Source organism: Elioraea thermophila (ex Habib et al. 2022) (genome assembly GCF_003336755.1).
GTDB lineage: Bacteria > Pseudomonadota > Alphaproteobacteria > Acetobacterales > Acetobacteraceae > Elioraea > Elioraea thermophila.
On sequence record NZ_QMDI01000006.1, the window covers coordinates 245,956 to 268,240 of the forward strand.

The following is a 22,285-nucleotide window of genomic DNA, read 5'->3' on the forward strand; positions in this document are numbered from 1 at the left end:
CCTCTCGCCTCACTCGGCGGCGGCCCGCGTCTCCTCGCGCTCGATCAGCGCGCGCAGCATCCGCCGCATGATCACGCCCGGCTTGTCGGAGGGCATGTTCATCTCGCGCCCGGTCTGATCGAGCGGCACGTCCGGGTCGGTCGATTCCAGGATGTCGCGGTCCTCCGCCGTCACCTGGCGGTCGAAGGCGATCACCTTCTCCGCCGGCGCGTCCGCCTCCGTGTCGTTGCGGTACACCCACTGGCAGATCTGGCTGGTGCGGTCGTCGATCGGGGTGGCGGCGGTGACGATGGAATGGATCAGCCCGTTCGGATAGCGGATGCGCAGCTTGCGCAGGAACGGCATCCACCAGCGCGCCGTCATGTGCCGCACCGTCCGCTCCTCCGCCATGCGCAGGAGCTCCTTCTGCATCGGCGGGTTCACCACCGGCACCTCGGAGCGGAAGACGAAGCCGTCGGCGAACTCCTCCACCTCCGACTTGGCGGGCTCGGGGTGGCCCATGTCGCCGAACGAGGCGCGATGGACGAAGGCGAAGTGCGCGTTGTCGAAGGAGTTCTCCATCACCCGCAGCCCCGAGGTGGCCCAGGGTTCGTAGAACTCGTCGATGCGGCGGAAACCCTCGGCCTCCTCCTCGAACTCGGGGATCGGGAAGAGCGGTTCGGCGAGCGCGCCCCAGACATAGCCGTAGCGTTCGGCGCAGGGGAACGAGGCCACCCGCATGTTGGTGCGGCCCTGCTTGTCCACCGGACGTTGTGGGACGCGCACCACCGTGCCCTCGTGGTCGAACTCCCAGCCGTGATAGCCGCAGGCGAGCACGCCGTTGTGGTAGAAGCCCTTGGAGAGCTTGGCCGTGCGGTGGCAGCAGCGGTCCTCGAGCAGGGAGGGCCTGCCCTCACCGTCGCGCCAGACGACGAGATCCCGCCCCAACAGGCGGAACGGCTTCGGCCCGTCCGCCAGCTGTGCCGCGGGGATCAGCGGATACCAGAAGCGGGCGAGGATCGGGGTCTCGGTCGGGCGCATCGAACGGTCTCCCTCCTGGACGGCGTGCGAGTCGAGCGTAGCAAAAGCGGTGCCCGTCAGCGCGCGTAGAGGCCCAAGGAGACGAACTGCCCGCGCGAGAGATTGAAGCCGTCGATCCGCGCCACCTCGCGCACGGCAAGGCCCAGGCGGTCGGCCTCGGCGCGGAAGGCGGGCTCGTTGCGATCGCGCACCAGCGCGAGCCCCCGCGGGCGTTCGGCGAGATGCCGCGCCGCCTCCTCGCCACCGCGAAGGAGTCGCACGTCGGTGCCGACCAGGAAGACGAGCGAGGGTTCGTGGAAACCGACCGCGGCAAAAGGCCGCTCGGCGGCCGGCGGCCGCCCCCCCGTCGCCGACCAGTAGGCCGACGCCGCCTCGGCGATGCGCGGGGAGAGCCAGATCCCCCGTGCCTGGGGGATCACCCCCTGCAGGATCGCGCCATAGAGCACCACAGACCCGACGAGCCCCGCCGCGACCGCCCGCCTGGTGTCGGGCGCACGCACCCCCTGCCAGAGGATCCACCCGGCGGCGGCCAGCGCGAGCGGCAACCCCCACGGGGTGCCTCCCGCCACCACCGGAAGTGCCACGGCAAGCGCTGCGAGGCCGAGCGGAACGAGAAGCCAAAGCCCGAGCGACACCCGCGCCAGCCAACGCGGCGGCGGCTTGGCCGACGCATCGAGCAGCCAGCGCGCGGCGACCAGGAGCACGGCGGGGAAGGTGACGGAGACGTAGTGCGGCAGCTTGGTCGGCAGGAGTTCGAACACGAGCCAGGTGGGCAGGATCCAGGCGAGCAGGACCCTGATGGCGGGCTCGCCCCGCCCGGCCCAGACAGCGGGAATGGCGCGCAGCACGGCAAGCGAGGCGGGGAACAGGGTGACGGCGGCGAGCAGCAGGTGATAGCCGGGCGGCCCGCCGTGCTGCTCGTCGGCCCCCACCACCTTCTGGCCGAGATCGCCGCGGATCGCCTCGAGGAAGAAGGCGCCGTCGGTGGCGAGCCAGATCGCCACTCCCCAGGGCAGCACCACCGCGGCGGCGAGGGGCAGGCCCCAGGCAGGGCGGAGAGCACCGAGCCACGGCGACGGACGGCGGGCAAGCCGATCGCCCGCCCACAGCGCGAGGGCGGCGAGCCCCGCCACCATCGGCGCCACCGGCCCCTTGAGCAAGGTGCCGACCCCGAGGGCGAGCCAGAACCCCGCCGCCGCCCCCGAGCCGAAGCGTTCGGGTGCGACCACCGCCCGCCCGAACAGCCCCATCATCACCGCGATGCTGCCCAAGAGAGCGGCATCCGTCTTCGCGATGTGCATCTCCACGGTGACGACGAGGGTGGCGGGGAGAAGCACCGCGGCGATGAGCGCCGCCTCGCGGCCGACAAGTGCGCGGCCGAGCCAGAAGGTGGCGAGCGCGGCAACAAGGCCACCGAGCGCGGAGGGCACGCGATAGGGCCAGATGTCGGTGCGCTCGGCCAAGCCAAGCGCCTCGGCGGCCGACACGGTTGCCGCCTGCGCCCAGTGGATCCCCACCGGCTTCTTGTTGCGCGCGACGTCGCCGAAGCGGATCTCGATGAAGTCCCCCGTCTCCAGCATCTGCTTCGTCGCCTGGGCGAAGCGGGACTCGTCGCGATCCGACGGCGGGATCGCGAACAAGCCCGGCGCGGCGAACAGGGCCCAGACGAGCAGGATGAGGAGGAGCGGCCGCCGGGTGGCGGTGAGGCGGGCGAAGAGGTCCGGCGGGGCCGGCTGTGTCGCGATCATGCCGGGCTTGGGCGACCGGGCGGGCCGGAAGTCAAGCCCGGCCGGCTTGACAGGGACCAGGGCGGGGCGAGGAAGGGGCGATGGCCCCCCCTTCCCCAGCCCATCGTCCCCTCCCCGCTGGCGCCGCGCCGCGCTCGGCCGCCATCGCGCTGCTCGAGGCCGTGGTGGGGCGGCGGCGCACGCTCGAGGAGGCGCTCGACTCCCTCCCGCCGCTCGATCCTCGCGATCGCGCCTTCGCCCACCTGCTCGCCGCCACCGTGCTGCGCCGCCTCGGCACCCTCGATGCCGTGCTCGAGCCCTTCCTCCGCCGCCCGCCGCCCGAGGCGGTGCGGCACGCGCTCAGGCTCGGCGCGGCCCAGCTCCTCCTCCTCGGCACGCCGCCGCACGCCGCCGTCTCCGCCACCGTCGCCGCCGTGCGGGGCTTGCCGAAGGGCACGGCCTTCGCCGGGCTCGCCAACGCCGTGCTGCGGCGGATCGCCGGCGAAGGTCCCGCCGCCCTCGCCGGGCTCGATGCCCCGCGCCTCGACACCCCGGACTGGCTCTGGCGGGCCTGGCACGCCGCCTACGGGCCCGCCACCGCGCGGGCGATCGCCGAGGCCCATGCGCGCGAAGCCCCGCTCGACCTCACCCTGAAACCCGGCCTCGACGCCGCGACGTGGGCGGAGCGGCTGGAGGCCAAGCTTCTCCCCACCGGCTCGCTTCGCCTCGCCTCCGCCGACCGTCCGGTTCCTTCCCTCCCCGGCTACGACGAGGGGGCGTGGTGGGTGCAGGACGCCGCCGCCGCCCTGCCCGCCCGTCTTCTTCGCCCTGCCGCTGGTGAACGGATCGCCGATCTTTGCGCCGCCCCCGGTGGCAAGACGGCGCAGCTCGCTGCCGCCGGCGCGGCGGTCACCGCCGTCGAGGCCTCGGCCGAACGCGCCAAGCGGCTGGCCGACAACCTCGGTCGCCTCGGCCTTGCCGCCGAGCTTGTCGTCGGCGACGCGCTCGCCTGGACCCCGGCCGACGCCTTCGACGCCGTGCTGCTCGATGCCCCCTGCACCGCGACCGGCACGATCCGCCGCCACCCGGACATTCCGCACCTGAAGCGCCCGCGCGACCTCGGCCCGCTGGTGCAAGCGCAGAAGGCCCTGCTCGCCGCTGCCGCGCGCGTCACCCGCCCGGGCGGGCGCCTCGTCTACGCCGTCTGCAGCCTGCAGCCGGAGGAGGGCGAGGGCGTGGTCGCCGAAGCCCCCTCGCTCGGCCTCGCGCCGGACCCCATTCGACCCGAGGAGGTAGCGGGCCTCGCCGAGGCGGTCACGCCGGCGGGGCACCTGCGCACCCTGCCCTGCCACTGGGCGGAGCGCGGCGGCCTCGATGGCTTCTTCGTCGCCCGGTTTCGACGCGGCTGAAGCCTCTACGGCGCTGGTAGGGCGAGATTGTCGGGCGGCAGGCTGCCCTCGGTCGCCACCTGCTTCGCCGCCCACTCCGCCCCCCGCGCCAGCGCCTGCGCGATGTCGCCGGTGCGCAAGAGCCCGTCGATCAATCCGGCAGCGAACACGTCGCCTGCCCCGGTGGTGTCGACGACCTTGGCCGCGGGGGCGGCGACGCGGTGGAAAGACCCGTCCGCCCCGAACGCCTCGGCCCCGTTGGCGCCCCGCGTGACCACCACCCACTCCAGGGCGGCGCCGCAGATGGTGCGGCCCAAGCTGAGGGGGTCGTCGCGTTCGCGCCCCTCGAGGTCTTGCTCGGAGGCGATCAGCACCCGCGCGGCGAGCGGCGCGCGGCCGTGGCGGGCGAGCACGGCGACGGTGAGCGCTCCCTTCGCCCAGTGCGCGGCGACGATCTTCGGCACGATGGGGGCGTGCAGCTTGGTCAGCACCGCGTCGTAGGCCCCGCCCAGGAGCCCTTGACCCTCGAGTTCGATCGCGCGGTAGCCGCCCACCGCGATCAGCGTGCGTTCGCCCGCAGGATCGATCAGCACCAGCACGCGCGTGGTCGGTCCCGGTCTCGTCTCCAGCGCCGAGACGTCGATGCCGCGCGCGGCCAGCACCTCGCGCAGCATGGCACCGTGCGCGTCGTCGCCGATCACCCCGGCCACCGTCACCCGGTAGCCGGCCTGGGCCAGCGCCGCCGCGGCGATCGCGGCCCCCCCACCCGGGCGCAGGCCGAGGCTGGCCCCGACCGTGCCCTCGCCGGGTTCGAGCGGGCTCTCGAGCCGGATCGCCTCGTCGAGATTGACCCCGCCGACGCAGAGGATGCGTGCCGGTCTCGCCCTAGATGACCGAGAGCGGACGCTTTCGCGTAGGCGGCGGAAAGGCCCGGTCGAGCGTGGCATGGTCCTCCTCGGTGAGCGCGAGGGAGAGGGCGGCGGCGTTCTCGCGCACATGATCGGGTTCGACCGCCTTCGGAATGGCGATGACGGACGGGTGGCGGATCGCCCAGGCCAGCGCGACCTGGGCGGGACTCGCGCCGTGCCGCTCCGCCACCGTGCGCAGGGCCGGGTGGCGCAGGAGCTTGCCCCCCTGCCCGACCGGGGAGTAGGCCATCACCGGCAGCCCGCGTGCCGCGCACCACGGCAGGAGGTCGAACTCGATCCCGCGCTGCTGCGGGTTGTAGAGGACCTGGTTGGTGGCGCAGGCCGAGCCGCGCGGGATGTCCCACAGTTCGGCCATGTCGTCGGCGTCGAAGTTGCTCACCCCCCAGCGTGCGATCAGCCCGTCCTCGCGCAGGGCCTCGAACCCTTCGACCACCTCGGGAAGACGGGTGCCGCCGCGCCAGTGCAGCAGGTAGAGGTCGAGGCGGTCGATGCCGAGGCGGGCGAGGCTTCGTTCGCAGGCCCGACGCAGCTCGCCCTTGCCGGCGTTGTGCGGGTAGACCTTGGAGACGACGAACACGCGGGCGCGGCAGTCGCGGATCGCCTCGCCCACCACCTCCTCCGCCCCGCCCTCGCCGTACATCTCGGCGGTGTCGATCAGGGTGAGGCCGAGTTCGATGCCGAGGCGCAGCGCGGCAACCTCGCGGGCACGCTCGCGCCTCTCTTCCCCCATGCGCCACGTGCCCTGGCCGAGGGCGGGCACCGAAACCCCGTCTGGCAACCGGACCGTGCGCATCGCCGTCGCCTCCCGCCCGGCAGAGTGGCGCAAGGACGGTGTGAGGCCAAGCCCGGCCGCCGGCGCGGCGACCGGGCGGGATCAGGCGGAGGGGGCCGAGGGAGCCTCTTCGCCCCCGGAGGCGCGCGGTGGCTCGGATGCCGGGGGCGGCGTCCCTTGCGCTTTCGCCTTCTCCCTCTCCTCCCGCTCCAACGCCCGCAGCGCGAACACCGCAGCGATGCCGAGTGCGATGCCCTTCACCACGGCGTACGGCAGGACAAGCAGGAACTTCAGCATCAGCGTCGCGCCCCGCGCATCCGCTCCGCGCAGCGCGCGAGGCAGCACTCGCCGCGCATCGCCATCGCCGCCACACCGAGGGCGACGCCGAGCACGGTCGCCTTCATCGCCAGCCCGCAGGTGAAAAGGGTCATCCTCGCCTCCACAGGTCGGACGCGGATAACAGGAGGATGCCCGTCCGACACACCAGAGCATGTGTCGATGACGGTGCGGCGACACGCAAGCCCGCCGCACTTGCCTCACGCCAGCGGCTCGCGGAGTGTGATGCTCGAACGCGCCACGGAGGACGTGCCATGCCGGTTTCCGGCCTTGTCCTGATCGCCACCCTCGCCGCTGTGACCGCCGCGCAGGCACCGACCGTCGCCCCCAGCGCGCAGGAGCGGACAATCGGCTCCTGGGTGCTGGCCTGCGCGGTCGACCCGATGACCGATCGCGGCGACTGCGTGCTGCGTCACCGCTTGTGGATCGTGCCCCCGGCGGACGGAGCGGGTGGGATCGCGCTCGAGATCGTGCTGCGCGAGGACAAGGCGCTGCCGGCGGTGACGGCGCGGCGTCTTTCCATCGCCGACACCAAGCGCGCCGCGCTCGCGCTCGGGGCTTCGGCGGAACTCAGGGTGGGGGCGGAGCGGATGGTCGAAGCACCCTGCGGCCTCGAGGGGCGCGATGCCATCTGCCTGCCGGCGGGTGAGGCGGTGGACCGCATCGCCGCTGCCCTGCCGGAGGCGAACCGCATCCTGGTGCGCCTGCGCACGGCGGCGACGGTGGCGGGCGGTGGCGGAGAGATCTATGCCCTCGACCTCGACGACACGCGCGCGGCGATCGCGGCCTTGCGCGAGCAGGTGGCACGTCACCCACCACGCGAAGCCCCCCCGCCGGCGCGCGGGCTGATGGAGCAGCTCGAGCGGCTCCTGCGCGGCGGCTGAGCGAGCCTGCGAGTGCGCCGCGGTCAGACGTCGAGATTCGCCACCTTCAGCGCGTTCTCGACGATGAACTCGCGCCTCGGTTCGACGACGTCGCCCATCAGCGTGGCGAACACCTCGGCCGCTTCCTCCGCCGCCCCGATCTTCACCTGCAGCAAGCTGCGGTGGGCGGGATCGAGCGTCGTCTGCCAGAGCTGATCGGGGTTCATCTCACCAAGGCCCTTGAAGCGCTGGATGGTGAGGCCCTTGCGGCCCGTCTCCAGCACGGCGTCGACGAAGGAGGCCGGGCCGACGACACGGCGCTCCGTCCCACCGGCGCGCCACGACGCGGGCGAAGACCAGAGTGCCGCGAGTGCCTCGGCGTCGTTGGCGAGACGACGCGAATCGGCACTCTTCAGCACGGCCTGGTCGAGCACATGACGCTCGCTCACCCCGCGCAGGGTGCGCGCGAGCACGATGGCGCCCGCCTCGACGAACCCTTTCCAGCCACGATCCGTTTCGCGTTCGAGCATATCGAGCCGGGCCGCAAGCCGGGCGGCCGCCTCGGCGGCGGCTGCCGCGTCCTCGGCGAGGGCCGGCGACAGCGCGCCCACCACCGCCGCCTGCTCGATGAGCGCGACCGGCGCCGCGGCAGCGAGACGAAGGATGAGCGCGCGCTGCGTCCGCGCCCGCTCGACCTCCGAGGCAAGCCGCTCGCCCCCGAGGGTCTCGCCCGAGGCGATCAGCAGCGTGCCTTGCTCCAACGCGCGCTCGAAGAGATAGGCCTCGAGCGCACGGTCGTCCTTCAGGTAGCGCTCCTCGTTGCCGCGCTTGGCGCGATAGAGCGGCGGTTGCGCGATGAACAGGTGCCCGCGCTCGATCAGCTCCGGCATCTGGCGAAAGAAGAAGGTGAGCAGCAGCGTGCGGATGTGCGACCCGTCCACGTCGGCATCGGTCATGATGACGATGCGGTGGTAGCGCAGCTTGGCGATGTCGAAGCCGCCCTCCTCGGGGGGCGCACGGCCGATGCCGGTGCCGAGAGCCGTGACCAGGGTGCCGATCTCGGCCGAGGAAAGCATCTTGTCGAAGCGCGCGCGCTCGACGTTCAGGATCTTGCCGCGCAGCGGCAGGATCGCCTGGAAGGCGCGGTCGCGCGCCTGCTTGGCGGAACCGCCCGCGCTGTCGCCCTCGACGATGAAGAGTTCGGATTTCGCCGGGTCGCGCTCCTGGCAGTCGGCGAGCTTGCCGGGCAGCGAGGCGACATCGAGCACGCCCTTCCGCCGCGTCAGTTCGCGCGCCTTGCGGGCGGCTTCGCGCGCGGCCGCCGCCTCCGCCATCTTGCCGATGATGCGCCGGGTTTCCGCCGGATGCGTCTCGAACCAGTGCGCGAGCTGGTCGGCGACGATCGCCTGCACCACCGGCTGCACCTCGGAGGAGACGAGCTTGTCCTTGGTCTGCGAGGAGAATTTCGGGTCGGGCACCTTCACCGAGAGCACGCAGGTCAGGCCCTCGCGCATGTCCTCCGCCTCGATCGCGACCTTCTCCTTCTTCGGCAACACCTCGGGGGCCACCTTGTTGACGGTGCGCGTCAGCGCCGCCCGGAACCCGGCGAGATGCGTCCCGCCATCACGCTGAGGGATGTTGTTGGTGAAGCAGAGCATCGTCTCGGTGTAGCCGTCGTTCCAGGCGAGGGCGCACTCGACGATGATGCCGTCCTTCTCGCCCCGGAACGCGATCGGCGGTTCGAAGAGCGGCTTGTGCGCGCGATCGAGCCAGGCGAGGAAGGCGACGAGGCCGCCTTCGTAACGATACTCATGGCGAACGGGTGGCACGTGGCGGGCATCGGTGAGCGCGATCGCCACGCCGGAATTGAGGAAGGCGAGTTCGCGCAGGCGCCGCTCGAGACGGGCGAAATCGAACTCGATGTTGGAGAACACCGAGGCCGAGGGCAGGAAGGTGACGCGAGTGCCGGTGCGGGTGGGCGGCACGGCGGGGCCGACCACGGCGAGCGGTGCCACCGGCTCGCCGCCATCCTCGAAGCGGATGAAGTGCTCCTTGCCGTCGCGCCAGACGCGCACCTCGAGCCAGTCCGACAGCGCGGTGACGACCGAGACGCCGACCCCGTGCAGCCCGCCGGAAACCTTGTAGGAGTTCTGGTCGAACTTGCCTCCCGCGTGCAGCGTGGTCATCACCACCTCGACCGCGCTCACTCCCTCCTCCGGGTGGATGTCGGTCGGGATGCCGCGCCCGTCGTCCTCGACGGTCACGGAACCATCGCCGTTCAGCGTCACCTCGATCCGCGTGGCGTAGCCGGCGAGCGCCTCGTCGATCGCATTGTCGACGACCTCGAACACCATGTGGTGGAGGCCCGAGCCGTCGTCGGTGTCGCCGATGTACATGCCGGGCCGCTTGCGCACGGCATCGAGGCCGCGCAGCACTCGAATCGAGGCGGCGGAATAGTCGCCCGCGGGCGTGGGTTCGATCGCCCGGGCCGGTTCGGTCATCGCGGGAGAATCCTCGCTCGCTTGCCTGTCAGGGAAGACTTGGTCTTATAGCGCGGCGCGCCGCCTTTGGGCAGGGCCGAACGGCAGGGCAGACACCCTTCCGGGCTCGACGGCGAAAGCCTCGGCGAGCCCCGCGAGAGCGGCGAAGGGTGCCGGCTCCGTCCCGGTGAGCAGCACCTGCGAGGGGAGTGCGGCGAGGACGGCGAACAGCGCCTCGCGCCGGCGGGGGTCGAGATGGGCGGCGACCTCGTCGAGCAGCAGAAGCGGGCCGAAGCCGCGCGCAGTCCCGATCAACGCGGCGTGGGCGAGGATGACGGAGACGAGCAGCGCCTTCTGCTCCCCGGTCGAGCAGAGCCCCGCCGGCATGCCGGACTCGGCGTGGATGAGGGCGAGGTCGGCGCGATGCGGCCCCGACCGCGTGACGCGGGCCTCCGCATCGCCCGCGCGGTCCGCGGCGAGCCGCGCCTTCAGCGCCTCCTCGACCGCGAGGGCGGGGTCGCGATCGAGCGCCTCCGCCCAGGGGCAGGCGCAGGCAAGCACGGCACGCGGGAAGTCCCCCGCCACACCGCGTTCGAGCGTGCGATTGAGGGCCGCGATCAGGCTTCGCCGCGCCGCCGCCACCGCCACCCCATGGCGCGCGAGCGAATCCTCGAGCCCCGCGAGCCAGGCGGGATCGGGCCGTCCGGCGGCGAGCAGGCGGTTCCGTTCGGCGAGCGCCGTCTCGTAGGCGGCAAGCTCGCGCGCATGGGTGGGTTCGAGGGCGAAGACGAGGCGATCGAGAAACCGACGCCGCTCCGACGCCCCCTCCTGGAAGAGCGCGCCCATCTGCGGGGTGAGCCAGACCATCGCCACCCGGGCGGCGACCTCGGCCTGGCTACGCGCCTGAGCCCCGTCGACCAGGAAGGTGCGGCGCGGCACCTCGGTGCCCTCCATGCCGGTGCCGACCTCGAGCGGGCCGAGCGGGGTGGCGAAGCGTCCCGCCACCGCCCACGAGCCGGGCGTGGCTTCACCGGGCGCACGCCGCGCGAGGTCGGCGAGCCGCGCCCCGCGCAGGCCACGCCCCGGGGCGAGCAGGCTCACCGCCTCCAGCAGGTTGGTCTTGCCCGCACCGTTCGGCCCGACGAAGAGCGCGATGGGCGCGTCGAGAGAGAGCGCGAGCGCCGCGTAGGAACGGTAGCGCGCGAGCGTCAGCCGTTCGAGGCGGAACGAGGGAGCCATGGCGCGCTCGCGGCGGGGCGCACGGCCCCGCTCACACCCGCATCGGCATCAGCACGTAGAGCGCGGAGGCGTCGCCCTCGGCGCGGATGAGGGTGGGGGCGGTGTGGTCGTGGAAGGCAAACTCCACACGGCCCGAATCGCCGATCGTTTCGGTGATGTCACGCAGGTAGCGGGCCTGGAAGCCGATCTCGATCGGGGTCGAGTCGTATTCGAGACGATCCTTCTCGATCTCCTCCTCCGTCCGGCCCGTTTCCGGGCTCGCCGCCGAGAGGGTGAGCCCCTCGCGGGCGATGGCGAGCTTGACGGGGCGGGAACGTTCGGAGGAGATCGCCGCCACGCGCTCCACCGCCTCGGCGAAGTCCTTCTTCGCGATCCGCAGGCGCTTGTCGTTGTCGCGCGGGATCACCCGCTCGTAGTCGGGGAAGGTGCCGTCGATCAGCTTGCTGGTCAAAGTCACCGTACCGAAGGCGAACCGGATGCGCGTCTCGGAGAGGGAGATCTCCACGCTCTCCTGAGCGGGGAGTTCCTCGATCAGCTTGCGCAGTTCGAGCACCGTCTTGCGCGGCACGATCACGCCCGGCATGCCTTCCGCCCCCTCGGGCAGCGGCTCCTCGACGCGGGCGAGACGATGGCCGTCCGTCGCCACCGCGCGCAGCACCTTCACCCCGTCCGAGACCGTCGTGTGCAGGTAGATGCCGTTGAGGTAGTAGCGCGTCTCTTCGGTGGAGATCGCGAACTTGGTCTTGTCGATCAGCTCGCGCAGCGTGCCGGCCTTCAGCTGGAACCGATGCGGCAGCTGGCCGTCCTGCAGCGAGGGGAAGTCCTCGACCGGAAGGACGTTCAGCGAGGTGGCGAAGCGGCCGCAGCGCAGCGCGAGCGGCGCGTCCCCGCCCGGATGGTCGAGCTCGATCTGCGCCCCCTCGGGCAGGCGGCGAACGATGTCGTACAGGGTCGCGGCCGGCGCGGTCGTCGCCCCGTTCTCGCGCACCTCCGCCGGCACCCGTTCGACGGCCGACAGTTCCATGTCGGTGGCGGCGAGGGTGAGCACCCCGTCCTTCGCGCGGATCAACACGTTGGCGAGGATGGGGATGGTGTTGCGCCGCTCGACGACGTTCTGCACGTGCGCGAGCGCCTTCAAGAGCGTGGCGCGATCGACGGTGATCTTCATGGCCACTCCAGTGGTGGGGCGAACCAAGTCTTGCCCCCGGGAATCGGGCCGCGGACTATAGCAACGGCGCAACAGGGGGTTAAGCCAGCGCCCTCCTGGCGCGGACGTGATGGCGAGCAGGCCGGCGCGGCTCTCGGTTGGCGTGCGGGCGGGACTTAGGTCGGAAGCATGACACCGCGTCCGCTCCGCCTCCTCACCGCCCTCGTCGCCGCCGCCATCGCCTCGGTGGCGCAGGCGCAAGCGCCCGACCGCGGCACCGCCCCCGCCGTCGGCATCGGCGCCGAACCGGGCTTCCTGGGCCCCGGCTGGCGCGTCTCGCTCGGCGCCGGCGCCCTCGTTCGGCCCGACTACCCGGGCTCGAGCGACTACGACGTCACCCCCATCCCCTTCCTCGAGGTGGTGTGGAACGACCGCGTCTTCGCCACCACGCGGCAAGGTGCGGAGATCGGCGTCTTCCTGACCCGCGATCGGCTGTTTCGCAGCGGCATCGCGCTCGACTACGCCTTCGGGCGGGATCAGGACGACAACGCGCGGCTGAAGGGCCTCGGCGACATCGACGGCACGGTGCGCGGGCGCGCCTTCGCCTCCACCGGCATCGGGCCCTTCACCCTCTCCGCCTTCGTCACCCAGGACTTGGCGAACAACGGCCACGGCCTCACCCTCGGCGCCGATCTGGAATACCGCGCCCGCCTCACCCCGCGCCTTTCCGTCTTCGGCGGCCCGGGCGTGACCTGGGCCGACGACACGCACATGGAGACCTTCTTCGGCGTCAGCCCAGCGCAGGCCGCGCGCTCCGCCGCCAGGCTTCCCCGCTACGACGCCCGGGCCGGGTTCCGCGACGTGCGCTTCACCCTCGGCGCGATCGCCCTCATCACCGACAGCACCTTCCTCCAGCCGCGCGTCATCGTCTCCCAGCTCGTCGGCGATGCCGCCGACTCGCCGCTCACCACCAGCGAGACCCAGGTGACGGCCTTCCTGATCGGCGGCATCCGCTTCTGAAGCGGTGCTGCCGCGCCGGAGGGGTTCAGAGCGAAACGATCATCCGCCAGGACAGGCGCCTCTTCACCTCGGCACGCGGCAACTGCACGACGATCTTCCGCCCGTCATCGGAGGAGAGCACGACGGTGACGTGGTCTGGGTCGTCGGTCGAGACGTCGAGGTGCTCGAAGCGGTGCGTCTCGGTCTTGCGCCCGAGTGCGAGGGTCACGGTGGTGACCAACCCCTCGCCCCCCTCGCCTTCCGTCTTCCCTCGCGACACGCTCGTCCCCGCTTCCTCGCCTGCGCGCGCGAGGCTACCGTCGCGCCGGCTGCGCGGGCAATGCGCCCGCGTCCCCTTTGAGCCGAAAGAACGACCGATGCCGCCCTTCGCCGTTTTCCTTGCGGGTCTCGCCACCGGAGCCGGGGTCGCGCTGCTCGCTCCCGTGCTCGCGCCCGAGGCCACGCGCAACGTCCGCCCCGTGCTGCGGGCAGGGTTGAAGCTCGCCATCGCCGCCGGCGGCGCGCTGAGGGTGGCGGCGGCGGAAGCGGTGGAGACGCTCGAGGATCTGTACGCCGAGGCCGAAGCCGAACTGGCGGCCGAGACCAAGGTCACCGCCGCGGCGGAAGCAGCCGCAGAGGGGCCGGTGGCGGCGCCAGCGCCCGCGAAGGGCCGAGGTGGTGCGAAGCGTGGAGCCAAGCCCCGTGCCGCGCGCGCGGCCTGAGCCTCCGCTCGCCCGGCTCGCCTCCGTCGCACCCGGGAGGGTGCGGCTGAACCTCGGCCCAGCTGGGCGCGACCCCGCGCGTGCCGCTGCCCTCGTTCGCGAGTCCGTGCTGCTGCCCGGTGTGGTGTCGGCGGCGGCCAACCCGCTGACGGGAAGTCTTCTCCTGCGCTTCCGCGGCGAGGCGGAAACCGTGTTCGCCGCAGCCGCGCGGCAGGGGCTGTTCCGCGTCGACACGACACCGCAGCGACCCGCGGCGCCCGCCCGCGCAGCACCGATCGCAGCGGCCGCGCTCGGCCTGCTCGCTGCCGTCCAGGCGCTGCGCGGCGCCATTCTGCCTCCCGCCGTCACGTTGCTGTGGTACGCGGCGAGCCTCGCTCGGCGAGGCGACGACCGAGCCGGCGACTGAGCGCGCCGCTCAGCGCAGCGCCTCCGCCTCGGCGACACTCTCCCACGGCACGGCGAGATCCTCGCGCCCCATCTGCCCGTAGACGGCGAGCGGGCGGAAGAAGCCGCGCTCCTCGTCCGCCGCGTGCGCCCGCGCGCGCAAGCCGAAGCGACGCTCGATCGCGGCCGGGCGGAAGTCGAAACAGGCGCGCAGGCGGCGGGCGATCTCCTCCTCGTCGACCCGCGCGGTGCCGAAGCACTCCACCCCGATGCTGAGCGGGCGCGCATGCCCGATCACGTAGCCGAGATGCACCTCGCAGCGCCGCGCGAGCCCGGCGGCGACCACGCATTTCGCCGCGTGCCGCGCGGCATAGGCGGCGACGCGATCGATGCGCGAGGGGTCCTTGCCGGAGAGGGCGGCGCCCGATTGGCGCGCCGCCTCGCCATAGGTGTCGATGCCGTTCTTCCGCCCCGTGAGCCCCGCGTGCCGCGAGGGACCGCCGATGGCGAACGGCCCGCCGGCGTTCACATGGATCTCGGTGCGCGGGCCGAGCGGCGGCTCGAGCCCGGCGAGAGCGGGTTCGATCACCGCCTCGCGCAACGCCCTCTCCATCGTCCGTTGCGGTGGCGTTCCCTCCAGCGTGGCGACGGTGAGCGAGACGGTGGCGAGTTCCGCCGGCCGCCCGCCGCGATACACCACGCCCGCCTGCGTCTTGCCGTCCGGCCCGAGCCAGGGCAGATCGGCCCGCGCGGCGTCGAGGGCGCGCGCAAGCGCGTGCGCGAGCACGATCGGGCTCGGCATCAGCGAGGGCGTCTCGTCGCAGGCGTAGCCGAACACGTTCGCCTGCTCCGTCGCCGCCCAAGCCGCGATCTCGTCCTCATCGTCGAGCGCCTCCGGATGCGGGACGCGGTCGGCCGGCGGCAGTTCGGAGACCGAGGTGAGGATGGAACAGGTGCGGGCGTCGAAGCCTTCGCCGACATAGCCCGCTTCCGCGATCACCCGCCGCGCGAGCCCCGGCAGGTCGACCACCGCTTCGGCGGCGAAACGGGCGGCGATGAACACGATTCCCGTCGCCACCGCGCATTCGACGATGGCGCGCGCCCGCGCATCCTGGCGCAGGAAGGCATCGATCGCGGCGTCCGAAATGCGGTCGCAGAGCTTGTCGGGATGGCCCGGAGTGACCGACTCCGAGATCAGGATGGTGCCGTCACGCATCGGGGGTGCGCTCCTGGCGCGCGCGGAGGATGGCGTCGATGGTCGCGTTGAGCAGCGTGGGGGCGGCGGCGGTGGCGGCGATGCCGAGGAGCCCCGCCGGCGACAGGGGAGCGAGGCCGAGCAGGGCCCGGAGCGGCGGGACGGCCTGGGCCGCCACCTGCAGCCCGAAGCAGAGCCCCAAGGCGCCGAGCAGTTTCGGGTTGCGACCGAGCCGCGGATCGAACGGTCCGTGCAGTTCGGAGCGGCAGAGGAGGGCGTGCAGGAGCTGGGCCGCGGTCAGGCCGTGGAAGGCGACACCGGGCGGAGCGGTGAGCGCGGCGGCGAGGGCGGCGGCGCCGATCACCGCCCCTTCGCGCAAGGTGCGGCGAAAATCGTCCCGGGTCAGGATCGGCGCGCGCGCATCATGCGGCGGCACGTCCAGCACGTCGGCCTCGGCCGGCTCGAGCCCGAGGGCGAGTGCGGGCAAGGGATCGGAGACGAGGTTGAGCCAGAGGAGCTGGATCGGGTTCAGCGGCTCGGGCAGGCCGGCGAGTGCCGCACCGAGCATGACCATCGTCTCCGACGCGTTCGTTCCGACCAAGTAACGCAACACCTTGCGGATGTTGGCATACGTCGCGCGGCCGAGCCGGATCGCCTCCAGGATGCCGCCCAGGTCGTCGTCGGCGAGCACGATGGCCGCGACCTCGCGCGCGACATCCGTGCCCGCCCCGCCCATGGCGATGCCGATCTCGGCCGCACGCAAGGCCGGCCCGTCGTTGATGCCGTCGCCGGTCATCGCCACGATCTGCCCCGAAGCCTGCAGCGCACGCACGATCTCGAGCTTGTTCGCGGGCGAAACGCGAGCGAACACGTCGGCCTGCGGGGCGAGCGCGGCGAGGGTGTCGGGTGGGAGGTCGCGCAAGGCGCCCGATTCCAGCACGCGCACCTCGCCCGCGCGCGCCAGCCCGAGCCGCTTGGCGATGGCGTAGGCGGTGGCACTCTGATCGCCGGTGATCATCACCGTGCGGATTCCCGCCCGATGCAGGCGGCGGATCGCCTCCTCCGCACCCTCGCGCAACGGGTCGGCCAGCCCGGCGAGACCGAGCCAAATCAAGCCCCGCTCGTCGTGCGGATCAGCGCCTCGGCCGCGCGCGACGCCGAGCACGCGCAGCGCCTCGCCCGCCATGCGATCGTTGGCGGCGATGATGGCGCGGCGGGCTTCGCCGTCGAGCGGCAGGATGCCGCGCGCGGTGAGGCGATGCGTGCAGCGGGCGAGCACCTCCAGCGGGTCGCCCTTCACCGCGAGCAAGGTGGTGCCGTCCGGCAGGCGATGCAGCGTGCTCATCCGCTTGCGTCCCTCCGCGCGGCGGGCGACGGCGAGACGGGGGAAGCGGGCGGCAAGGTCGGCGAGCCGCCCGCCGAGCGCGAGATGGCCGCGCACGAGCGCGGTCTCGGTCGGGCTGCCGATGAGCGCGCCGTCGCGCTCCTCGACGTCGCTGCAGAGGGCGGCGGTCTCGAACAGCACGCGCGCGAGATCGCGTTCGGTTTCGGACAGATCGGCGAGCGGAACGAAGCGGCCGTCGAGATGCAGCGCGACGCAGTCCATGCGGTTCGCCGTCAGCGTGCCGGTCTTGTCGAGCGCGATCACCTGCACCGCCCCCAGCGTCTCCACCGCATCCAGGCGTCGCACGAGGATGCGCCGCCGCTTCATGTCCTGGATCCCCAAGGCGAGGGTGGTGGTGGCAACGGCGGGCAGGCCCTCGGGCACGGCGGCCACCGCGAGGCTGATCGCGCTGCGCAGGATCTGCGGCCAGGGCTGGCCGCGGGCGAGGCCGATCGCGGCGACGAGGCCGCAGATCGCGCCGTTGATCAGCACGAGTTCGCGGCCCACTTCGCCCAACTGGCGCTCGATCGGGGTCTCGGGCGGGCGGACGGTGCCGAGCAGCGCCTGCACGCGGCCGATCTCCGTCGCCGCCCCCGTCGCCACCACCACCGCCTCGCCTGAGCCGCCCGTCACGGCGGTGCCGCGAAACACCATGCTGGTGCGGTCGGCAAGCGGGGCATCGACCGGTACGGGGGCGGCGGCGTCCTTGTGCACGGGCAGGCTTTCGCCGGTGAGCGCGCTCTCGTTCACGGTGAGGTCGTGGGCGGAGACGAGGCGGGCATCGGCGGGAACGAGCACGCCGGGTTCGAGCAGGATCACGTCGCCGGGCACGAGGGAGGCGACGGGCAACATGAGGCGCCGGCCGGCGCGGCGGACCGGAACGGGGGCGGGGGCGGCGTCGGCGAGGCCGCGGATCGTCGCCTCCGCGTTCCGTTCCGTCGCCGTGGCGATGCCGGCGTTGAGCAGCACCACCGCGCCGATCGCCGCCGCATCCGCCACCCCGCCGGTGGCGAGCGAGACGGCGGCGGAGGCGCCGAGCAGCGCGACCGGGACGGAGGCGAGCTGGTCGAGGAAGATGGCGAGAACCGAACGCGGTTCGGCACGCGGCAGCTCGTTCGGGCCGAAGCGGGCCAGGCGATCGGCCGCTTCGGTCGGGGAGAGGCCGCGGGCGGCGTCGACGCGGAGAATGGCGAGCACCGACCCGTGCGGCATCGCATGCCAAGCGTGCGCCGCGAGGTCGTCCCACGCCTCCGCGGCGGCGGCGGAAAGAGGACGGGGGCGTGGGGGGTCACCCAACGCGCGGCCGAGAATGGCGCGCAGCGTGCGCGGCGAGACCGAGGGTGCGGCGCGCACCAGCACGCTGCCGGTGACCGGGTTGGCGCGGGCGGACAGGACGCCGGGCAGGCCAGCGAGCGCGGCCTCGGCACGCCGGGCGGCGCGCGCATCGCGCTGCAGGCGATCATCGCGCAGCCGGTAGCGCCCGGGCAGGGCGTGCACGATCTCGGGGTTAGAGCGGGACACGGAGGGAGGGATTGCCGCGCGCGTGGCCGATCCGCAACCGCGCTCAGAGCACGATCAGCCGCACCAGCGCGAAATAGACGGCGATCGACAGCACGTCCTGGATCACGGTGGCGAGCGGGCCCGACCCATAGGCGGGGTCGAGCCCCGCCCGCTGGAAGCCCCAGGGCAGCAGGAAACCGATGCCGGTGGCGATGGTGCCGGCGGCGGCGAGCGCCAACGCGACCGCGGCGGCGAGGCGGAGATCGGCGAAGACGAGGGCGACACCGAGGAAGGCGAGCACGGCCAACGCCGCGCCGAGCAGGGCCCCGGTGCCGACCTCGCCGAGCAGGAGACGCAGCGCCCCACCACCCGAGATCGACAGGCCGCGCACCGCCACCGCCTCGGCCTGAGTGCCGATCGCGTCCGCGAGATAGACGAGAGCGGGGATGAAGAAGGCGACCGCGATGTTGGCGGCGAGGATCGCCTCCGCTTCCGCCATCAGGGCGGTGGCGGCCCCCGAACCGGCGAGCCCGACCAGCAGCCAAGGCAGGCGGAAGAGCGCCCGGCGATGCGGGGCCGCCGTCAGCGCCTCCTTCGCCGCTTCGCTGCGCCCGAGAATGCCGACCATCAGATGCAGGTCCTCGAGATGCTCGTCGCGCAGGATCGCCATCAGCGCCTCCGGCGTGAGCGCGCCGAGGAAGGCGCCGGCGTGGTCGGTGACGGCAAGCGCGGGCGTGCGGGTGCGGATGGCGAGCGAGGCCGCCTCCTCGCAGGAGAGGGTGGCGGGGACGGCCGGCCAGTCGGTGCGGGCGAGGCTCTCGATCGCCACCTCGTCCGCCGCACCAAGCAGCACGGTGAGCGGCACCGCGCCCAGCAAGCACCGTCCGGGGCCGAGCACGAACACCGGATCGACGGCGGCGAAGCGGTCGGCGGCGAGGCGGGCGCGCACGGCGGCGGCGCTTTCGCCGGCGGCGGCGGTCGGCACGGCGGCGTCAAGATAGCCGGCCAGGCTGCGCGGTATGGCGAGGGGATCGGCGGAGAGGGCGACGTCGGGCATGCACCGACCATGGCACGATCGGCCCTGCCAGCGCAGGCTGGTGCGCGGGGCGGTTTCCGGGCATGGAAGGAGCCTCGTTTCGCCTGGAGGATTGTCGATGCCCCGGTTCAGCCTCTCCTTGCTCGCGCTGGTGATCGCCCTGCCGGCTGCTGCGGCCCCATCGGAGCCGACGGTCTATCTCTGCGGAACGGAGCGGATCGCGGTTCGCTTCGAGAACGACACGGCGCGACTTCGCCTCGGGGCGGAGGAGATGACCCTTTCCCTGACGCCGGCCGCGTCGGGCGCGCGGTACGAGGGGGTCGGGGCAGCCGGGGCGGTGGTGTTCTGGGAGCGCGGGGGGCTGGCCACGGTGAGCGTAGACGGCCGCCGGCTCCCCGAGTGCCGGCGCATCGCCGATGCCGCGCCGCTGCGGCTGCGAGCGCAGGGCAACGAGCCGTTCTGGGCGGTCGAGGTGACCGGCGAGCGGCTGCGGCTGATGCGGCCGGGGACGGAGGAAGCGGAAATGCCCGTGGTCGCGGTCGACGCGGCGGAGGGCGAGCTGCGTTTTCTCGGCGAGCGTGACGGCGCGACGGTGGCGCTGACCCTCTCACCCGGCCCCTGCCGCGACACCATGGCGGACCAGGTCTGGCCGGAGCGCGCGCGGCTCGCGATCGCCGGTGCGGTGGTGGGGGAAGGTTGCGCCGGCACGGCGGAAGGGCGCCTCCTTGGCCCCGCGTGGCGGATCGAGGCCATCGCCGGCGAGGCGGCGATGGGGCGGCGGCCGGTGACGATCGAGTTCCGCCCCGGCGGGCGGGTGGGCGGTCAGGGCCCGTGCAACCGGTTCATGGGCCCGTGGCGCATGGAGGAGGGCGCGCTGCGCTTCGGCCCCCTCGCCGCCACGATGATGATGTGCGAGGACCCCGCCATGCGGCAGGAGCAGGCGCTGCACGAGGTGCTGGGTGGCGCGCTGCGCCACCGCTTCGGCGAAGACGGGGCGCTGGTGATCGAAGCGAGCGAGGGGCGCGTCATCACCGCGCGGCGCTGACGCGGCGGGGCGCGCCGCGCCGTCGCGCAGCGTCCCCTCTGCACCGAAAGATCGTCGTTGTGCCGCTCGGGCAGCCGTCGGGGGCGAACCGCGCGCCGCCTCAGCCCCTCAGGTGGCAGGCGACGAAGTGACCCGGCCGCGCCTCGCGTAAGCCCGGCACCTCGACCGAACAGATATCCTTCTTCGCGATCGGACACCGGGTGTGGAAAGCGCAGCCGGAAGGCGGGCGAAGCGGCGAGGGTGGGTCGCCCTCGAGCCGGATGCGGGTTCGTTTCACGGTCGGATCGGGGATCGGCACCGCGGACAGGAGCGCCTCGGTGTAGGGATGAAGCGGGGCGGAGTAGAGGTCGTGCGCGGAAGCGATCTCGACGATGCGACCGAGATACATCACCGCCACGCGATGGCTGATGTGCTCGACCACGGAGAGGTCGTGGGCGATGAACAGGTAGGAGAGCCCGAACTTCTCCTGCAGGTCCTCGAGCAGGTTCACCACCTGCGCCTGGATGGAAACGTCGAGGGCGGAGACGGGTTCGTCGCAGACGATCAGCTTGGGCGAGACGGCGAGCGCGCGCGCAATCCCGATCCGCTGCCTCTGCCCGCCCGAGAATTCGTGCGGGAAGCGGCGCATGTGATCGGCCCTCAGGCCCACCGTCTCGAGGAGTTCGACCACGCGGTCCTCGCGCTGGCGTTGCGACTTGGCAAGCCCGTGGATGATCAGCGCCTCGCCGATGATCGCGCCCACCGTCATGCGCGGATTGAGCGAGGCGAAGGGGTCCTGGAAGATGATCTGCATGTCTCGCCGCAGCGCCAGCAGTTGGTGCCGATCGAGCGCGGTGACGTTGCGCCCCTCGAACCACACCGTGCCCGAGGTCGGCTCGATCAGACGCAGGATCAGCCGACCCGTCGTCGATTTGCCGCAGCCCGATTCGCCGACCAGGCCCAAGGTCTCGGCCCTGCCGAGGGTGAAGGAGACGCCGGAGACGGCGTGCACCTCGTCGATGGTCCGGCGCAGGATGCCGCCCTTGACGGGGAAGCGCTTCACCAGCGTGTCGACGCGGAGCAGTGGCTCCGCCCCGTTGCGCGTCACGGTGCCGGCAGGTGCGTCGCTCACAGGATGCATGCGACCTTGTGTCCCGGGGCAACCTCGCGCAGCGGCGGTTCGGCGGCGCGACAGGCCTCGGTGGCGTGGCGGCAGCGCGGCGCGAACCGGCAACCTGGGGGCGGAGCGAGCAGCGAGGGCACGGTGCCTGGGATCGCCTCGAGCCGCGCCTTTCCCGCCCCCGCGCGGTCGAGGCGCGGGATGGAGCGGATCAGCCCCTGGGTGTAGGGGTGGCGCGGGTTGGCGAACAGCTCGCCCACCGGCGCCTCCTCCACCACTTTGCCGGCGTACATCACCACCACGCGCTGCGCGACCTCCGCCACCACCCCCATGGCGTGGGTGATCAGCATCACCGCCATGCCGAGCCGCTCCTTCATCTCCGCGATCAGGTCGAGAATCTGCGCCTGGATGGTGACGTCGAGCGCGGTGGTGGGCTCATCGGCGATGACGAGCTTCGGGTTGCAGGCGAGCGCCATGGCGATCATCACGCGCTGGCGCATGCCGCCCGAAAACTGGTGCGGGTAGTCGTGCACACGGCGTTGCGGGTTCGGAATGTGCACCAGCCGCAGCATTTCCGTCGCGCGATCAAGCGCGGCGCGCCGCGACAGGCCCTCGTGCAGCCGGAGCACCTCGGCGATCTGCTCGCCGACCGTGAACACCGGGTTGAGCGAGGTCATCGGCTCCTGGAACACGATGCCGATCTCTCGCGCGCGAATCTTGCGCATGGAATCCGTGTCGAGCGGCACCAGGTCGCGCCCCCGCCAGAGGATCCTGCCCGCAACGATCTTGCCGGGCGGCATTGCGATCAGCTTCAGCACCGTCATCGCGGTGACGGTCTTGCCGCAACCGGATTCGCCGACGACGCAGACCGTCTCGCCCGCGCCGATGCGGATGTCCACCCCGTCCACCGCGCGCACCCAGCCGTCGTCCGTCCTGAAATGGACGGCGAGCCCCTGGATGTCGAGCAGAGGCGCGGCGGCGGCCCCATTCGGAGCGGCCGCGGCGGTGGCGGCGGCGGTG

Annotated in this window: 21 protein-coding genes; 6 read left to right on the top strand and 15 right to left on the bottom strand. The window is 72.7% G+C overall.

What is annotated here, in order from left to right; translation table 11 throughout:
* Nucleotides 1-9: 9 nt before the first annotated feature.
* Nucleotides 10-1,020, bottom strand: a complete 1,011-nt coding sequence (locus DWB05_RS11055) for an aromatic ring-hydroxylating dioxygenase subunit alpha (protein WP_114377254.1) — start codon at nucleotides 1,018-1,020, stop codon at nucleotides 10-12.
* Nucleotides 1,021-1,076: 56 nt separating this feature from the next.
* The gene (locus DWB05_RS11060; protein ID WP_114377255.1) at nucleotides 1,077-2,768 is read right to left on the bottom strand and encodes an ArnT family glycosyltransferase; all 1,692 of its coding nucleotides are present in this window, start codon (nucleotides 2,766-2,768) and stop codon (nucleotides 1,077-1,079) included.
* Between the two features lie 80 nt (nucleotides 2,769-2,848).
* On the opposite strand from DWB05_RS11060, the gene DWB05_RS11065 reads away from it, so the two are divergent.
* Nucleotides 2,849-4,156: an RsmB/NOP family class I SAM-dependent RNA methyltransferase gene (locus DWB05_RS11065; protein ID WP_114377256.1), complete on the top strand. Its 1,308-nt coding sequence runs from the start codon at nucleotides 2,849-2,851 to the stop codon at nucleotides 4,154-4,156.
* 5 nt (nucleotides 4,157-4,161) lie between these two features.
* On the opposite strand, the gene DWB05_RS11070 is transcribed toward DWB05_RS11065, so the two are convergent.
* The 4 genes from DWB05_RS11070 to DWB05_RS15255 form a co-directional block, all read right to left on the bottom strand.
* Nucleotides 4,162-5,082: a carbohydrate kinase family protein gene (locus DWB05_RS11070; protein WP_198669146.1), complete on the bottom strand. Its 921-nt coding sequence runs from the start codon at nucleotides 5,080-5,082 to the stop codon at nucleotides 4,162-4,164.
* The gene (locus tag DWB05_RS11075; RefSeq protein WP_114377258.1) at nucleotides 5,021-5,857 is read right to left on the bottom strand and encodes an aldo/keto reductase; all 837 of its coding nucleotides are present in this window, start codon (nucleotides 5,855-5,857) and stop codon (nucleotides 5,021-5,023) included. The genes DWB05_RS11070 and DWB05_RS11075 overlap by 62 nt, the downstream gene beginning before the upstream one ends.
* Nucleotides 5,858-5,938: 81 nt before the next feature.
* On the bottom strand, nucleotides 5,939-6,133 hold the full coding sequence (locus DWB05_RS11080; RefSeq protein ID WP_114377259.1) for a hypothetical protein: 195 nt from the start codon (nucleotides 6,131-6,133) through the stop codon (nucleotides 5,939-5,941).
* On the bottom strand, nucleotides 6,133-6,267 hold the full coding sequence (locus DWB05_RS15255) for a hypothetical protein (RefSeq protein ID WP_269815576.1): 135 nt from the start codon (nucleotides 6,265-6,267) through the stop codon (nucleotides 6,133-6,135). The genes DWB05_RS11080 and DWB05_RS15255 overlap by 1 nt, the downstream gene beginning before the upstream one ends.
* 159 nt (nucleotides 6,268-6,426) lie before the next feature.
* On the opposite strand from DWB05_RS15255, the gene DWB05_RS11085 reads away from it, so the two are divergent.
* Complete coding sequence (locus DWB05_RS11085) at nucleotides 6,427-7,056, top strand: hypothetical protein (protein ID WP_114377260.1); 630 nt, start codon at nucleotides 6,427-6,429, stop codon at nucleotides 7,054-7,056.
* Between the two features lie 23 nt (nucleotides 7,057-7,079).
* Here the strand turns inward: DWB05_RS11085 and gyrB are convergent, their stop codons facing one another.
* The 3 genes from gyrB to dnaN are packed head-to-tail and all read right to left on the bottom strand — an operon-like array spanning nucleotide 7,080 to nucleotide 11,922.
* Nucleotides 7,080-9,536: a DNA topoisomerase (ATP-hydrolyzing) subunit B gene (gene gyrB, locus DWB05_RS11090; protein ID WP_114377261.1), complete on the bottom strand. Its 2,457-nt coding sequence runs from the start codon at nucleotides 9,534-9,536 to the stop codon at nucleotides 7,080-7,082.
* A 45-nt stretch (nucleotides 9,537-9,581) separates the two neighbouring features.
* A complete protein-coding gene (recF, locus tag DWB05_RS11095; protein ID WP_114377262.1) occupies nucleotides 9,582-10,754 on the bottom strand; it encodes a DNA replication/repair protein RecF in 1,173 nt (390 codons plus the stop codon).
* A gap of 31 nt (nucleotides 10,755-10,785) precedes the next feature.
* Nucleotides 10,786-11,922 carry a DNA polymerase III subunit beta gene (dnaN, locus tag DWB05_RS11100; RefSeq protein WP_114377263.1) on the bottom strand — a complete coding sequence of 379 codons (1,137 nt, stop codon included), beginning with the start codon at nucleotides 11,920-11,922 and terminating at the stop codon, nucleotides 10,786-10,788.
* Nucleotides 11,923-12,090: 168 nt separating this feature from the next.
* Between dnaN and DWB05_RS11105 the strand changes: the two genes are divergently transcribed.
* Nucleotides 12,091-12,921, top strand: a complete 831-nt coding sequence (locus DWB05_RS11105; protein ID WP_114377264.1) for a MipA/OmpV family protein — start codon at nucleotides 12,091-12,093, stop codon at nucleotides 12,919-12,921.
* A 25-nt stretch (nucleotides 12,922-12,946) separates the two neighbouring features.
* Here DWB05_RS11105 and DWB05_RS11110 read toward each other — a convergent pair whose 3' ends face one another.
* Nucleotides 12,947-13,180, bottom strand: coding sequence for a hypothetical protein (locus tag DWB05_RS11110; protein WP_114377265.1), 234 nt, complete (start codon nucleotides 13,178-13,180; stop codon nucleotides 12,947-12,949).
* A 97-nt stretch (nucleotides 13,181-13,277) separates the two neighbouring features.
* On the opposite strand from DWB05_RS11110, the gene DWB05_RS11115 reads away from it, so the two are divergent.
* Entirely contained in the window at nucleotides 13,278-13,622 is a 345-nt protein-coding gene (locus DWB05_RS11115) for a DUF5132 domain-containing protein (protein WP_114377266.1), read from the top strand.
* Nucleotides 13,588-14,028: a hypothetical protein gene (locus DWB05_RS11120; protein ID WP_157967172.1), complete on the top strand. Its 441-nt coding sequence runs from the start codon at nucleotides 13,588-13,590 to the stop codon at nucleotides 14,026-14,028. The genes DWB05_RS11115 and DWB05_RS11120 overlap by 35 nt, the downstream gene beginning before the upstream one ends.
* Before the next feature lie 9 nt (nucleotides 14,029-14,037).
* On the opposite strand, the gene metK is transcribed toward DWB05_RS11120, so the two are convergent.
* Genes metK through DWB05_RS11135 form a run of 3 tightly spaced genes read right to left on the bottom strand, consistent with a single transcriptional unit; the run spans nucleotide 14,038 to nucleotide 19,142 of the window.
* Nucleotides 14,038-15,222, bottom strand: a complete 1,185-nt coding sequence (gene metK / locus DWB05_RS11125; RefSeq protein WP_114377268.1) for a methionine adenosyltransferase — start codon at nucleotides 15,220-15,222, stop codon at nucleotides 14,038-14,040.
* Nucleotides 15,215-18,106: a cation-translocating P-type ATPase gene (locus DWB05_RS11130; RefSeq protein WP_114377269.1), complete on the bottom strand. Its 2,892-nt coding sequence runs from the start codon at nucleotides 18,104-18,106 to the stop codon at nucleotides 15,215-15,217. Before DWB05_RS11130 ends, metK begins: the two co-directional genes overlap by 8 nt.
* Nucleotides 18,107-18,149: 43 nt before the next feature.
* A complete protein-coding gene (locus DWB05_RS11135; RefSeq protein ID WP_114377270.1) occupies nucleotides 18,150-19,142 on the bottom strand; it encodes a magnesium transporter in 993 nt (330 codons plus the stop codon).
* Nucleotides 19,143-19,239: 97 nt separating this feature from the next.
* Here DWB05_RS11135 and DWB05_RS11140 point away from each other — a divergent pair, with 97 nt between their 5' ends.
* Nucleotides 19,240-20,166: an META domain-containing protein gene (locus tag DWB05_RS11140; RefSeq protein WP_198669147.1), complete on the top strand. Its 927-nt coding sequence runs from the start codon at nucleotides 19,240-19,242 to the stop codon at nucleotides 20,164-20,166.
* 100 nt (nucleotides 20,167-20,266) lie between these two features.
* Here DWB05_RS11140 and DWB05_RS11145 read toward each other — a convergent pair whose 3' ends face one another.
* Together DWB05_RS11145 and DWB05_RS11150 are read right to left on the bottom strand one after the other, a co-directional pair.
* Nucleotides 20,267-21,286: an ABC transporter ATP-binding protein gene (locus tag DWB05_RS11145; RefSeq protein ID WP_114377272.1), complete on the bottom strand. Its 1,020-nt coding sequence runs from the start codon at nucleotides 21,284-21,286 to the stop codon at nucleotides 20,267-20,269.
* Nucleotides 21,274-22,182 carry an ABC transporter ATP-binding protein gene (locus DWB05_RS11150; RefSeq protein WP_232818511.1) on the bottom strand — a complete coding sequence of 303 codons (909 nt, stop codon included), beginning with the start codon at nucleotides 22,180-22,182 and terminating at the stop codon, nucleotides 21,274-21,276. The genes DWB05_RS11145 and DWB05_RS11150 overlap by 13 nt, the downstream gene beginning before the upstream one ends.
* Between the last annotated feature and the right edge of the window lie 103 nt (nucleotides 22,183-22,285).